The sequence below is a fragment of the Oceanobacillus aidingensis genome, from assembly GCF_042654105.1.
GTDB classification, from domain to species: domain Bacteria; phylum Bacillota; class Bacilli; order Bacillales; family Amphibacillaceae; genus Oceanobacillus; species Oceanobacillus oncorhynchi.
Map to the genome: position 1 here is coordinate 82,074 of NZ_JBHSFT010000007.1, position 13,141 is coordinate 95,214.

The 13,141-nt window shown below is 40.3% G+C and carries 15 protein-coding genes and 1 riboswitch; of the genes, 8 read left to right on the plus strand and 7 right to left on the minus strand.

All coding sequences use genetic code 11. From position 1 onward, the window contains the following. Positions 1–19: 19 nt before the first annotated feature. The 3 genes from ACFO3P_RS04790 (at position 20) to ACFO3P_RS04800 (ending at position 1,583) form a co-directional block, all read left to right on the plus strand. The gene (locus ACFO3P_RS04790) at positions 20–430 is read left to right on the plus strand and encodes a Spx/MgsR family RNA polymerase-binding regulatory protein (RefSeq protein ID WP_042529160.1); all 411 of its coding nucleotides are present in this window, start codon (positions 20–22) and stop codon (positions 428–430) included. A 77-nt stretch (positions 431–507) separates the two neighbouring features. Then, a complete protein-coding gene (locus ACFO3P_RS04795) occupies positions 508–810 on the plus strand; it encodes a hypothetical protein (RefSeq protein ID WP_042529162.1) in 303 nt (100 codons plus the stop codon). Positions 811–1,052: 242 nt separating this feature from the next. Continuing rightward, positions 1,053–1,583, plus strand: coding sequence for a hypothetical protein (locus tag ACFO3P_RS04800; protein WP_379542211.1), 531 nt, complete (start codon positions 1,053–1,055; stop codon positions 1,581–1,583). A 207-nt stretch (positions 1,584–1,790) separates the two neighbouring features. Here the strand turns inward: ACFO3P_RS04800 and ACFO3P_RS04805 are convergent, their stop codons facing one another. Then, positions 1,791–2,714 carry a YitT family protein gene (locus tag ACFO3P_RS04805; RefSeq protein ID WP_052484869.1) on the minus strand — a complete coding sequence of 308 codons (924 nt, stop codon included), beginning with the start codon at positions 2,712–2,714 and terminating at the stop codon, positions 1,791–1,793. 277 nt (positions 2,715–2,991) lie between these two features. On the opposite strand from ACFO3P_RS04805, the gene alr reads away from it, so the two are divergent. The 3 genes from alr (at position 2,992) to ACFO3P_RS04820 (ending at position 5,289) form a co-directional block, all read left to right on the plus strand. Then, a complete protein-coding gene (gene alr, locus ACFO3P_RS04810) occupies positions 2,992–4,122 on the plus strand; it encodes an alanine racemase (protein ID WP_289584468.1) in 1,131 nt (376 codons plus the stop codon). A 25-nt stretch (positions 4,123–4,147) separates the two neighbouring features. Beyond that, positions 4,148–4,456 (plus strand): MGMT family protein, encoded by a 309-nt coding sequence (locus ACFO3P_RS04815; protein ID WP_193064503.1) that lies wholly within the window; start codon positions 4,148–4,150, stop codon positions 4,454–4,456. Positions 4,457–4,731: 275 nt separating this feature from the next. Then, positions 4,732–5,289, plus strand: a complete 558-nt coding sequence (locus tag ACFO3P_RS04820) for an NADPH-dependent FMN reductase (protein ID WP_042529169.1) — start codon at positions 4,732–4,734, stop codon at positions 5,287–5,289. Between the two features lie 243 nt (positions 5,290–5,532). On the opposite strand, the gene ACFO3P_RS04825 is transcribed toward ACFO3P_RS04820, so the two are convergent. The 4 genes from ACFO3P_RS04825 to ACFO3P_RS04840 all read right to left on the minus strand — a co-directional run bounded on the left by ACFO3P_RS04825 (position 5,533) and on the right by ACFO3P_RS04840 (position 10,058). Beyond that, a complete protein-coding gene (locus ACFO3P_RS04825; protein ID WP_042529171.1) occupies positions 5,533–6,186 on the minus strand; it encodes a lysoplasmalogenase in 654 nt (217 codons plus the stop codon). Between the two features lie 276 nt (positions 6,187–6,462). After that, positions 6,463–8,061 carry a glutathione ABC transporter substrate-binding protein gene (locus ACFO3P_RS04830; protein ID WP_042529173.1) on the minus strand — a complete coding sequence of 533 codons (1,599 nt, stop codon included), beginning with the start codon at positions 8,059–8,061 and terminating at the stop codon, positions 6,463–6,465. Positions 8,062–8,118: 57 nt separating this feature from the next. Then, positions 8,119–8,934, minus strand: coding sequence for a MetQ/NlpA family ABC transporter substrate-binding protein (locus ACFO3P_RS04835; RefSeq protein ID WP_042529174.1), 816 nt, complete (start codon positions 8,932–8,934; stop codon positions 8,119–8,121). A 23-nt stretch (positions 8,935–8,957) separates the two neighbouring features. After that, a complete protein-coding gene (locus tag ACFO3P_RS04840) occupies positions 8,958–10,058 on the minus strand; it encodes an iron-containing alcohol dehydrogenase family protein (protein ID WP_256705268.1) in 1,101 nt (366 codons plus the stop codon). 97 nt (positions 10,059–10,155) lie between these two features. Next, positions 10,156–10,272: riboswitch (SAM riboswitch) on the minus strand. 252 nt (positions 10,273–10,524) lie between these two features. Between ACFO3P_RS04840 and ACFO3P_RS04845 the strand changes: the two genes are divergently transcribed. After that, positions 10,525–10,740, plus strand: coding sequence for a hypothetical protein (locus ACFO3P_RS04845; protein WP_042529178.1), 216 nt, complete (start codon positions 10,525–10,527; stop codon positions 10,738–10,740). Then, positions 10,737–11,012 (plus strand): YolD-like family protein, encoded by a 276-nt coding sequence (locus tag ACFO3P_RS04850; protein ID WP_042529180.1) that lies wholly within the window; start codon positions 10,737–10,739, stop codon positions 11,010–11,012. Before ACFO3P_RS04845 ends, ACFO3P_RS04850 begins: the two co-directional genes overlap by 4 nt. A gap of 76 nt (positions 11,013–11,088) precedes the next feature. Here the strand turns inward: ACFO3P_RS04850 and ACFO3P_RS04855 are convergent, their stop codons facing one another. Together ACFO3P_RS04855 and ACFO3P_RS04860 are read right to left on the minus strand one after the other, a co-directional pair. Further along, positions 11,089–11,871, minus strand: coding sequence for a YibE/F family protein (locus tag ACFO3P_RS04855; protein WP_042529182.1), 783 nt, complete (start codon positions 11,869–11,871; stop codon positions 11,089–11,091). Continuing rightward, positions 11,868–12,980, minus strand: a complete 1,113-nt coding sequence (locus ACFO3P_RS04860; RefSeq protein ID WP_379542212.1) for a YibE/F family protein — start codon at positions 12,978–12,980, stop codon at positions 11,868–11,870. Before ACFO3P_RS04860 ends, ACFO3P_RS04855 begins: the two co-directional genes overlap by 4 nt. Positions 12,981–13,141: the final 161 nt, after the last annotated feature.

Sequence of the window (13,141 nt, forward strand, 5' to 3'; positions counted from 1 at the left end):
TATAAATGGGGTATGATTAATGACAGTTACAATTTATGGTGCAGCATGTTCATCAACAAGAAAAGCAAAACAATGGTTTATGAAAAACGGAATTGAATATACAGAACGCAATGTAATCAGAGAACCTCTGACCGTAAATGAATTACAAAATATTCTTCGGATGACGGTGGAAGGTACAGATGAAATCATTTCCACACGCTCTAAGATTTATAAAGATTTAGACCTTGATATTGAAGCATTGCCGCTGCAAGAGCTGTTGGAAATTATTCAGGAATACCCGCGTCTTTTACGAAGCCCGATTATGGTCGATGCCAAACGTTTGCAGGTAGGATATCATGAAGAGGATATCCGTCAGTTCTTACCGCGTAAAACGAGAGAAAGCCAATGGCTGCAATGGAGAAAGAATCATTTGCGCGTTGCAGAAAACTAATCCATAAAAAAATGTTCAAAAGCGCTTTTTACCGCCCTTAGGGATATAAAGTTTAAGCTGAACTAACGGAGGAGACAATGCAATTTATTGCCAAACAACCGTATGTAAAAGTAGTCCGTCAAGTAAGTGCATTAGAACAAAAGGATACAGAAGAGCAGCGTTATATGTATCTTTATGCAGATAAAATCGTTACAAGATACAGGGAATTTCCAATTGAGAATGTAATGGATATTTCGTATCGCCTTACTGGAAACCAAACAAAGGGAATGCTTTATTTACACACGCTTAAAGGAGTTTACGCCTACATTATAAAATCTTCACCTGAACAATTTATCGATGCGTTTAAAGCTCGAACACATAGTACCACCCATCGAAATTAGAGAAATTAACGAAACAGCTCGAAGCTTTGCGAGACACTTTCTTCGGGTTGCTTCTCCTGCTCACAAAGCCTCAGCTCGAATTCCCCGGAGCGAGGTATCTTTACCAAAATATAAATAGCAATAAAGAATAAAACCTGAGTGACTAAACCGCTTAGGTTTTTTTCATCTATCCAATTAGGCAGATAACCAAAATTCGTCCTATTTTTTACTTTGTGCATAAGCTGATTCTAGAGGTGATGTGAATGGTATATCTGAACCAGGAGAAGCATATTTATGCAGAAGATATAAAAGGAGCTTCGTCTAATCAAGAAACGTTTGTATATGAATATGCAAGTGAAAGAGAACAAAAACAGTTGGAAATGCAGAGGGAATCTGTGGAAGTATTGCAGCAGCTGCAGCGTGATACCTTTGCTAAAAATCAGCAATTGGAGCGTATTGCGAAACGTTTGAAGGAAATGGACAAAAATGAAAAAGATCAGCAGCAGATGCAGGAGAAGGTATTCAACCGATTAGATGTACTTGATAAAAATATAAAGAAGGAAAACAAGCAGCTCAATCAAATTATTGCTGCTCAAGAAAGTGCAAAAGAAGAGGAAGATGGCTTCAAAGCCAACCAGGCATTGATTCAGGTTAAGCTTGAAAAAATAGATGAAGTAAGTGAAGCAGTGAAGAAAAAAGTGGAAGAACAAGGAAATAAGTTGGATGAAATGGATAATCAAAGAAAAGAGGAACTGGCTGTTCTTCATGAAAGGCTCGATAAGCAGGAAGCATAGCTTGAAAAATTAATACGGCAGGTCCATGATTTGCGGGGCATTATTTATGAAAGAGCAGATGAAGTGATAAAAAAGGTAGAAAAAAGTATTCAATTATTTGGGAGCAAGTGGAATGTTGTCCGCCGCACGGACTCAGAGTCCTCTAAAGAAACAATAAAGAAGTGAGCTGTTTTCTAAGAAGCAGCTCACTTCTTTATTGGTACATCATCAAACATCTGTTTTATCGGCAGTATTATCCGATGAAACCTCCTCCGGTTCAGGAATAATTGCTTCTTCCTCAAATCCGGTAAAGGCTGCTTCATCTTCTGTCGTCGGAGCAAAGAAAGTGCCGCCAGATACATCCTTCACGTTATGGACAACGATAAATGAACTGGAATCGATTTCCCTGATAATTCGTTTAAGTGTTAAGAGGCGGTAACTGGGTACGATAATATAAAGGATATAATGCTGGCGATCTGTATAGGATCCAGAGCCATTGATAAAAGTTGCACTAGACGCCATGACTGTATTAATCTGATGAGCTATTTTTTTAAATTCCGGTGAAATAATCGTGACTGCTTTCTTAGAATCAAAACCGCCAATCACATAGTCGCTGGCGACCTTCCCTATGGATAAAGCAATAATGGTATATAGTGTGTAAAGCGGGCCAATAATGAAAACCCCGGCTAATACGATAACGGCGTCCATGATGAAGGTGGTTAGTACGACATTCCATTCATAGCGCTGTGCGAGCAGACGAGCTATTGTCGAAGTACCTCCAATGGAGCTGCCCGCTTGGATAATCAAACCAAACCCGATTCCCATTGTGAGGCCTGCAAAAATAGCGGCTACCAGAGAATCACCCAGAGGCTGTGTTACGATATTTTCCGTTAAAAAGATAAACAAGGATAGAAGAGGGACATTAACCATTGTTTTTATCACGATGCTTTTAGGAAGAAATTTAAAACTGACGAGTTGTAATAGGACAAAAGCAACCATCGTAACAATCCCGGGCGACCATCCGAGAGAATAAAAGAGTAAAAGTGCAATACCTAGAATGCCTCCATCTGCAATTTGGTTTGGCATGGCGAATATGGTCGTTGCCAGAGCACATAAAATGGTTCCAATCAGCGCCAGAAAGATTTGTTTCATGTTCTCAACCTCCATCGATAAAATAGTTTTCCCTGACAATAGGAATCATACGTATATTTATATTTAGTGTAAAGAAATAAAGGCAATTGGGAAAGATATTTCAATGCTGCCTTCTCGCACTTTTTAGATAAACGTGCTTTCACTATGTCTGTCAAGCAGGCTGAGTATAACTATCCAACACAGAATGGAAGTGCTAAAATGGATATGATGTATTATATTAATCTGAAAAATAGACCGAAAAAATAAAAATGATGATGTTAGACAAGGTGGGAAACACATGATAACAACCAGTTTTCGTGATACTTGGGCAGAAGTATCCTTACAAGCATTAGCGTTTAATGTACAACAATTTAAACAGCATATCCGTGAAGGAGCGCGGTTTATGGCAGTGGTGAAGGCAGATGGATACGGGCATGGAGCTGTGCCGATTGCAGAAGAGGCGCTGGCAAATGGGGCGGACTGTCTTGGAGTAGCAATCTTAGATGAAGCGCTGTCTTTGAGAGAAGCAGGAATTACTGCACCGATATTATTATTGGGCTATACGCCAGCTCATGCCGTTCATAAAGCAGTAGAACAAGATGTCACGCTGACTGTCTATTCAGAAGAGACAATCGAAGCCATCTGTCAGGCTGCAGATACCTTACAGAAAACAGCAAAAGTCCATATCAAAGTGGATACCGGAATGACTCGTATCGGTGTCCGTACCGCAGAAGAAGCTTTGGATTTATGCCGCGCATTAGACTGGGAAGAAATAGAACTGGAAGGAATCTTTACGCATTTTGCGGAAGCCGACAATGGAGAATCCAGTGCTTATACGTATCAGCAATTTGAAAGCTTCCAGAAAATTTATCAGGCAGTAGAAGCAAAAGGCTGTCAGATTCCAATCAAACATTGCTGTAATAGTGCGGGGACCATTGCCTATCCAGAAATGCATCTGGATATGGTACGCGTCGGAGTCAGCTTGTATGGGCTTTATCCTGAACCGCACCTCACAGAAATCCTGCCATTAAAACAGGTGATGAGCTTAAAAACAAAGCCGGTTTACATTAAAAATGTTCGGGCTGGACAATCTATCAGCTATGGCAGAACCTATACAACAACGAAAAAAACAAAGGTTGCAACCCTGCCGATTGGTTATGCCGATGGCTTTTCACGTCTTTTATCCAATCAAGGACATGTGACCGTTCGCGGGAAGGAATGCCTGATTGTCGGACGCATTTGTATGGATCAGACCATGGTGGATGTGTCCGATGTAGATGGCGTTCATGAGAATGATATTGTTACCATTTTTGGCGAGCCGAGTGAGGGCTATATTTCTTTAGGTATTGTCGCAGAGCAAATGCAGACCATTCATTATGAAACGGTTTGTTTAATTGGCAAACGGGTACCGAGAAAATACGTGAAATAATAATGTGGAACAGGAATGATAAAGGATGACACCTTTTACGGAAGAAGTTATTAAAATAATACGGGAGATCCCGTCTGGAAAAGTAATGACTTACGGTCAAATAGCAAGAGAAGCTGGCAATTCGAGAGCCGCAAGACAGGTTGTCCGCGTGCTCCATTCCATGAGCAAAAAGCATCAATTGCCCTGGCATCGTGTGATCAATGCAAAGGGGCAATTAGCTATTCCGAATGAAGAGGGAAATTGGGAGCAGCGCACACGTCTGGAAGCAGAAGGTGTCCTGGTGAGTTCCAGCGGATATGTTGATTTAAAAAAATATCAATGGCATCTCGAATGAAGCGCTGCAATTCAGGAAGGCCTCTATGGGTAAGCATCTTATTGTATTTCTGTTAGTTAACTAGGTATAATACAGGTAATAACTGTTTTGAGAAACATTCTCATTCCTATATTTACAGGTTCTCCAAATGCAGAAACGTGCTTCTTTTGAGGCGAGTCTTTGCAGAGCAGGAAACAGCGTAAATACATATTCATATATATGAATAGACGGACGAGAGAATCTAAAAATCGAAACTTCTGAATACAGAATAAGACCACCATATAGGAGGATGCTCCGTGAAGATAGTTGGAATTTCCGGCTCCACGATTGGCTCAAAAACAAGAGTCGCTGTGGACCATGCATTGAAATATATTGAAAAAGAACATACCGGGGTAGAAGCAGAGATGTTAGATTTGAAGGATTATGACATGGTTTTTAGTGACGGACGTTCTTATAAAGATTATACAGGCGACACGAAAATCTTATTAGAAAAAATCATGCAGGCTGATGGCATTTTGCTTGGAATGCCTGTTTTCCAAGCATCTATTCCAGGAACATTAAAAAATCTGTTCGACCTTCTGCCAATGGATGCATTTCGGAATAAAGTGGTTGCTATTATTGCAACAGCAGGAACAACAAAGCATTATTTAGTACCCGAGCAGCATTTGAAGCCGATTCTTCACTATATGCACGCATGGGTGATTCCGAAATATGTATTTGTTGAAGAAAAAGATTATACAAACTATGTAATCTCGAATCAAAACGTCATTGACCGCTTAAATAAGCTGTCAGATGATTTGATTCATTATGTAGATCTCATGCAGAAGCACCCAGAGCTAACGTCGCTTATATAAGAAAAGCCCTCTTACTGAAAAATTGTTTTCTTAAGAGGGCTTTTCTTTATTTAAGAAATAAGAAATAGTTGGAGCCCAACGGGTTTCATGGGGTGAGTAATCTTAGGCCCTAGAAATATACTCCGTTTTCCGTCGCCCTCGAGCTCATCTCCTTTAAAGAAGACTTAGCGATTGGCAAGCCGACAGGCGTAGACAGAGCTAAAGTCGCACTTATGCCCAGAGGGTGAAAAGAAGACTTAGCGATTACCAAGCCATTCCTTTTTGCTTCGAATCAATGGTAAACAAGCTGTGGGCGATAAGAAATTGAGCACCATAATACGTAAGCATAATGACTTCATGAGCTCCTGTAAAGCCGGTGATAAACATATTCCACGCAAGAACACTGTCAGAAATAATAAATAGAAGGCTGCCGAGAATAGCCCAGCGATTTCCTGTCATGATTGCTGTGAACGCCATAAGCGTGATAATTCCGATATAGGCAATGACAGGAAAGATGAAACCTGTCTCCCCGTTAGTTTGAAGATTACTCACAAGCTGATAGCCAATCCAAGCAGCAAAAAGAATAAGCGGAACCGCAGAAAGACTTCTTGGCAAAGAAAAACGCCATTCTTTTAAAAATCCAACGATATATAGTACATGTCCGATAAAAAACGCGGTCAAGCCGATGAAAAACCACTGCAGCGTCGCATCCCCAATCAAGCACAAGCTGATACCGCCAATAATCCAATAATGCGTGGACTTTCGTTTTGGCAGCGATTTTTCAAAAGCATAAATCAGAATCAGCACCATTGGAATCACCTTGAAGAAAATACTAAATGCTAATGGCTCAGATGGTGAAATAAATATATAAACAATTCCAGTCGTCAGAATTAATATGGGTAAACGATAAAGTATCAAAATGGGTACATTCCCTTCGCTTGTTAAAATAAAAATCTTCAGACATGTTTAGTTCCATCATAGTAAAAAAATGCTTAGATAACAAATTCTAGATATATAAACAGAAAACCTTTTTTCAAACCTATTTTTAACATCGGAAGAGATAGAGGCTTCCGTTGAAGATAGGGAGGCTGTTTTGTATTGTTTGTACATACGAAGCTGAATACTGCTGTAATCCTTTGTTAACAGCATTCAATAAAAAACTCCCCTTGTCCATCATAGACAAGGGGAGATTCTTTATTCTTCAATAGAAACATCTTTTAAATTTAACAGCTGTGTCGGAGACTGTGTCAGCCCTTTTACGCTGTCATCGACACCTAACAAATATTGCTGGTGATGGATATAAACCATTGGCGTGATTTCCGCAAGTAATTCCTGGGTTTGGCGGTAAAGCTCTAATCGTTCATCTGGATCACTTTCCTGGCGGGCTTGATCTAATAAATCGTCGAGTTCTTCATCTTCTGTGAAGGTGCGATTTCCTGGTTCGCCTAAATTATCTGAATGGAATAAAGGATATAGCCCGTTGTCCGCATCACCGGTAACAGTGGTCCAGCCAAAGACAAACATATCATGTTCCCCGTTGGCAGTCTGTTCCAGCATTGTTCCCCATTCCACCGTTCTTACTTCCGCATTGATACCAATTTCCTTCAGCTGTGCTTGGATTGTTGTTGCTGTATCGATGCGCTGACGGTCATCATTTGTCCAAATCGTGGTAGAAAACCCATTTTCATAGCCTGCTTCAGCAAGTAACTCTTTGGCCTCTTCCAGATTATATTCGTGATCCTCTATATCTTCACTGTATCCGAATACACTTGGCGCAATCGGTGTGTGTGCGGGGATCCCGACATCGTCATAGATTCCGGAAAGAATTTCCTCTTTATTAATGGCTTTTGCAATTGCCTGACGGACACGTTCATCATCAAACGGTTCCTTGTCCATGTTAAAACCTAAATACGATAATGCCAGGCTGTCCTGAGACTGCACTGATAAATGATCGGAATTTTCAATTTGAGCTACATCTGACGGACTAAGGGAATTAGCGATTTGAGAAGCACCAGTCTCTAATTCTGCGACACGGGTCAGATCTTCTGTAACTACTTTGAAAGTTACGGAATCGAGCAGTGCCGGTTCGCCCCAATACTCTTCATTGTTAACTAAGCGTACCTGCTGCCCTGGCTTCCATTCTTCGTATTTGAAAGGGCCGGTGCCTTGCGGGTTTGCACTGATGACAGTACCTGCCTCTTCGCCATCTTCCATTGCGGCATAGTCTTCTTCAATCTGGTCTTTTGAAATCATCACACCGCCGGGATGAGCAAGGTGTGCCGGTAACGCTGCAAAAGGATATTCTGTTTTAAAATGAACCGTATAATCGTCAATAACTTCTACCTCGGAAATCATATTGTACATGATTGCCCGTGGAGAACCAACCTCTGGGTCAAGCGTACGGTCAATATTTGCCTTTACAACGTCCGCATTAAAATCAGAGCCGTCATGGAAGGTCACATCTTGACGAAGCTTGAATTCCCATGTCGTATCATCAATTTGTTCCCACTCCTCTGCCAGCAAAGGCTGATTTTCCATATTCTCGTCCTGGGTAACAAGCGTTTCAAAGATATTTCTTTGTACATCACTGGACGGAGTATCATTGGATGCTGCCGGGTCAAGCGATACAGCATCGGCTGGTGTGGTAATAATTAAATCGCCGCCCTGCGATCCTCCCTCTGTCGTATTGCTGTCAGAGGATGCATTGTCATCTGGTTCACTGGCACAGGCGGCAAGTACCAGGCTGAACAGAGCAATAAATGCAAGTACATATATCTTTTTCTGTATTCTCATGATGCTGTTTTCTCCTTTAAGTATCGTAGTCTGAGTATATTACCTGAAAATAAAGATTTACCAGCCTGGAACAACAGAGCCATCAAAGTTTTCTTCAATAAATTCTTTCACTTCGTCTGTATGGTAAATATCAATAAATTGCTGAACGACTTCATCATCTTGGTTTTCTGTACGAGCTGCAATCAAGTTAACGAATGTAGAATCCTGCTCGATAAAGAGCGAATCATCATTGGGTGAAAGCCCTGCTTCAATTGCAAAGTTTGAATTGATTGCTGCTGCATCAACTTCGCCAAGCTGTCTTGGAATTTGTGCAGAGTCTAATTCCAGTAATTCAAGGTCTTTCGGATTGTCAATTACATCATTTACGGTTGCATTTACACCCAAGCCTTCTTCTAATGTGATAAGACCAGCTTGTTCAAATAATAATAAAGCACGTCCGCTGTTTGTAGGGTCGCCAGGGAGCCCTAATGTTGCGCCATCAGGAAGGTCCTCCAGAGAATCAACCGATTCGGAATAAACTCCCATCGGGAAAGTAACGGTATCTGCTACCTTCACAATATCCAAGCCTCTTTCTTCCACCATGCTGTCCATAAAAGGCTCTGTCTGGAAGCTGCTGATGTCAATTTCACCTTCATCCAGTGAAACGTTTGGCATCACATAATCACTAAAAACAACTGTTTTAATTTCTAAATCGTCTTCTGCTGCAATTTCAGCTATTTTTTCAACAATTTCTTCATGTGGACCGGCTGTTACACCTACTGTCAATACGCCGTCTTCAAGTAAATCTGAACCGCTCTCTTCCTCATCTCCTCCGCAAGCAGCGAGGAAAACGAATAATAAAGCTGTAATAAGAAGTAAATATTTCTTTTTCATGATGATTTTCCTACTTTCTTTTTTTATTTAGTAACACTCTCAAGTTGTAAAAATGCGTCGATAACGGTATTTGCATTAATTTCTTCTTTCATCAAATGAATGGATTCTTCTTCCCGTGTCACTTTTTTCGCAATGGTTTCCAGCAGCTCCTGATCATCCGTATGTATGGAGAAGTCTGCTAATTTTGTCGGGAATCCCCATGTATCATAGTAAGCTAATAGCTTCGTAAGCTCGTTTTTATCCTGTTCGATAGCAAGCTGAGCTAAAATGCCGTAGGATACAATTTCCCCGTGAAGTGAATCGGCAATCTGCGGGGCAGCAGTTAACCCATTATGAATGGAATGCGCACCTGCAATTCGTCCAGCTTTTCCGCCGAAGCCGCCAACCATACCGCCTGTTGCGATAATTGCTTCGATAACACGAATAAGAGCATCAGTGACTTGGTTACTCTCACAAGCTTGGATTGCTGCTTCACTGTCATCCAGCAAAATATCCTTGCAGGCACGAGCGGCGAATTGAGATATTTGCAGCCAGACTGGAAGCGTGCCTTCAGGGTAGAAGGCTTCAACTAGAGAGCGAGCTTCATAGAATTTGGCTAACGTATCGCCAATGCCTGCTTTTAAGTATTTTACAGGAGCTTCTGCAATAATTGCTGGTTCTACCACTACGAGTGTATTAGATTCAGGAAACTCAGTGTAATGAGAATGAGCACCATCTTCCTGATAAAAGACGCTTAATGGCGTCCAAGCTGCGCAGGTGGCGGCAATCGTTGGGATTAAGATACTTTTTATTTGCGCATTGGCAGCCGCTGCTTTGGCAATATCCAGAGCTGTTCCCCCGCCGATGCCGATGACAGCATCTATTTGCTGTTCTTCATAAATCGAGGCCAGTCTGTCAGTTCGTTCCACGGTGCAATGCCCATCTGCAGTATGTATATCTTTTTCCTCTATTTGATCCAGCAATGCAGAAGGAAGATATGGTTTTGCTTTTTCCCAAGCAGTACGCCCGGCAACTACAGCAATCCGCTTCACCCGCAAGTCATTCAGATTTTCTATCAGGTATTCCAGAGAACCTTCACCGATTTGATAATGGCTGGGCGATCCCTTTACAGTAACTGTTTGCATGGTAAGATAACCCCTTTTACATGTGTTTAAATGCTACATAAAAAACCTCTCTATTTCGTTCTAGAGAGGTTGAATAAGTTCATTTACGAAACGTCCTCTCTTATTTTCCAAAGCACATTATGCACTTTGCAGGATTTAGCACCTTTTTTAGAACGAGTTCTAGAAAGGTTGCCGGGCTTCATCGGGCCAGTCCCTCCGCCACTCTCAATAAGAGTTCTTATGTAACTGTGGATACATTTTAATATGAAATATGAGAAAAGTCAAATATAGCTTGATGCAAGGGAGCTGGCGGGCTAATTATGTTAATCAGCACCATTTTTGGTCCCAAAATCCAAATACTTGAACGGATTATCGCTCGTTTCTTTTAAAACACATTCATCCATTTATTTCATGTTTACTCTTTCTTATTTTTTGATATAATAAGAACAAATGTTCAGAACAAAAGTTCTTATTTGGAGGAATAAATATGATTGGATTACTTCATCATTCTCTGGATAAAAAGGAAAAAATCATGATCTATTATATCGACCGCCATAACAATGTAACGCAGCGTGTTATTCGCGTCGTAGGTATAGATGATAAAAGGATTCTTGCTTATTGTTACTATAAAAAACAGGTGCGCAGCTTTAAGATAGAAAATATTTTATCCATAGGGTGTGTAAAAAGGAGCGTCGGGGCTTGAATATTGGTGTACAGGAAGAAAGGAATACGAAAGAAAAAACAATGTTAAATGAGCGGCAACGGAAGCAGAATTGCTTTCAATTAATTATCGCACATAAAGATAATTTGCTTATTGAAGTGAAATGCTATCAGGATTGTCATGTTCATCATATAAAAGGATATATAGACAGCATTAACTATCAAGACGAGCACATAGCTATAGTTGATAAGCTGGGTCAAAAGGATTTTACAATCATTAAGTTTAATGATGTAATGGACGTTTTTATATTGTAGATAAAAACCCGAATGTATTCCAAGCGGAATCATTCGGGCTTATTTCTAAACATAAACAGCGTAAGGCTGCTTTTACCTATTTCTGCTCATCCAACGCGATGTCCTTTTTCTGCTTCTTCAAATAATATGCACTCATCAGAGAAGCAATCGGAATAACCAGAGCGATGCCAAGGCCCGAAATAAGGATTCCAAGCATTTCATCATTGAACACTTTGGCATTTATAATTTGGCCAAGAGAGTAATCTAAATCCTTAAACCAGATTAGCAGTCCCATATACCCTCCGAAAAAGGCGAAGAATAGCGTGTTTGTGCTTGTACCTAGAATATCACGGCCAATACGAATGCCGGCGAAAAATAGATTCTTTCTGGAAATTTCCGGATTCTGGTCGTGGATTTCACGCATCGGAGAGGTGATTGAAATGGCAGTATCTACAATCGCCCCAATCGTGCTCATAATAATCACAGCTGTAGCAATTTGAATGAAATTTAATCCAATATGCACATTGAAAGCTGTGATTTCTCCAGATTCTTCTTCCCCAAGTCCATAAATCATGGATTGTTCGGTTAAAATAATAATGAAAAAGATTAAAATAACCATTGTTGCAATCGTAGATAAGAAAGCAAGCATCGTTTTATTATTTACCCGGTTGATGAAGAACAAGCTGACAGCACTGATGAAACCACATGCAATAAGCGTAATAATAATTGGATTCCCGGACGGGTCATTCATGACGAATACAGCCATAAGCACAATGATAAAATTGATAAAGAGGGCAATAAAAGAGCGTACGCCCTTCATACCGCCGACCCAAGCCATTAATGCAAATAATATGATTGCCAGTAATACAAGTACATTCATAATTTCGCCTGCTTTCTCCGGATAAAGAAAATGGAAATATAGATGGCAATCGGAATGGTCAATACAATCCCAATTCCGCCGACTAAAGCACGTGTTAATTCAAGGGAAAGGTTCATTGATATGGTAAAGCCGAACGGTGCTGCATTTTTAAAATAGATTAACAGCATGGGAAGGGACCCGCTGACATAGGCAAAAAATAAAATATTGGTCATGGTGCCCATGATATCTTTCCCGACTTCGTAACCTGCTTTTTTTAATGTTTTTAAATCAATCCGGTTATTTTTCTCATACATTTCAAACATGGAAGCTGATAATGTAATGGCTACATCCATTACAGCTCCTAAGGAACCGATTAGTAACCCTGCCATAAAGATGGTTTCCGGGTTCCTGGTTAAAAAGGCCATTTCTTCATAGCGCAGTCCTTGTTCGCCAGTGAAATGCAGTGCTGCATAAGCAATCACCAATGAAATTACGGTCCCTATTAATGTAGCTAAAATAGCTGTATAGGTTTTTTCGTTAAATCCTGTCGCCATCAATAGGGAGAGAATGGTGAAAATAATAATACTGATTGCAGTAATAACAGAAAGACTGATGCTTGGATTCTGTATATAAATATCTAATGCAAATGACAAAATAGCTGCATTGACAAACAAACTCAGTGCGGATAGAGCACCTCTGGATTTTCCGACTGCTAATAAAATAATCAGGAATATCCATGCGACAAACACGAAATATTTGTCCCGTTTAATATCCCCTGTTGCTTCTCCGTCTTGAGCAAGAAAGATTTCATTGCCTGCAGATAACTCATAGTCCAATGCCAGGGACTGGACATATTCATTATCAAATTCAGTTATTTCTCCTTTATCTGAACCATTTTTTACTTCTCCAACGATATGCTGGGTGACTTTTTCATCTTGATTGCCATGCTCATCTGGCTGATCTTCTCTATTTATTTCTTGAACATCGGTAATGTGAACAATCGTTCTATCATATAAATCATAATTGTTATTGATAAATATCATCGATGCGATAAAACCGATTAGTAATAGACAGACGGTAATATATTCGGTCCTGGTCCGATTTTTTAACCATGCCTTCAATATAATCACTCCAAAAATAGGATTGTCCTATTCGTATTTCCGAAAACATATACTATGATAACACTTTTAATAAGAAGGAGATACATACAACATCACAAAATTTCGGGGAATAAAGGGAAGCTTCATTCCGCGGGGGCCTTTTCATTCCCTGCGAAATGTTAATTAAACCA

Bases quoted from the DNA above. Each gene is read 5' to 3' on its own strand.
- ACFO3P_RS04790 (WP_042529160.1), top strand. From the start codon at position 20: ATGACAGTTACAATTTATGGTGCAGCATGTTCATCAACAAGAAAAGCA.
- ACFO3P_RS04795 (WP_042529162.1), top strand. From the start codon at position 508: ATGCAATTTATTGCCAAACAACCGTATGTAAAAGTAGTCCGTCAAGTA.
- ACFO3P_RS04800 (WP_379542211.1), top strand. From the start codon at position 1,053: ATGGTATATCTGAACCAGGAGAAGCATATTTATGCAGAAGATATAAAA.
- ACFO3P_RS04805 (WP_052484869.1), bottom strand. From the start codon at position 2,714: ATGAAACAAATCTTTCTGGCGCTGATTGGAACCATTTTATGTGCTCTG.
- alr (WP_289584468.1), top strand. From the start codon at position 2,992: ATGATAACAACCAGTTTTCGTGATACTTGGGCAGAAGTATCCTTACAA.
- ACFO3P_RS04815 (WP_193064503.1), top strand. From the start codon at position 4,148: ATGACACCTTTTACGGAAGAAGTTATTAAAATAATACGGGAGATCCCG.
- ACFO3P_RS04830 (WP_042529173.1), bottom strand. From the start codon at position 8,061: ATGAGAATACAGAAAAAGATATATGTACTTGCATTTATTGCTCTGTTC.
- ACFO3P_RS04835 (WP_042529174.1), bottom strand. From the start codon at position 8,934: ATGAAAAAGAAATATTTACTTCTTATTACAGCTTTATTATTCGTTTTC.
- ACFO3P_RS04840 (WP_256705268.1), bottom strand. From the start codon at position 10,058: ATGCAAACAGTTACTGTAAAGGGATCGCCCAGCCATTATCAAATCGGT.
- ACFO3P_RS04845 (WP_042529178.1), top strand. From the start codon at position 10,525: ATGATTGGATTACTTCATCATTCTCTGGATAAAAAGGAAAAAATCATG.
- ACFO3P_RS04855 (WP_042529182.1), bottom strand. From the start codon at position 11,871: ATGAATGTACTTGTATTACTGGCAATCATATTATTTGCATTAATGGCT.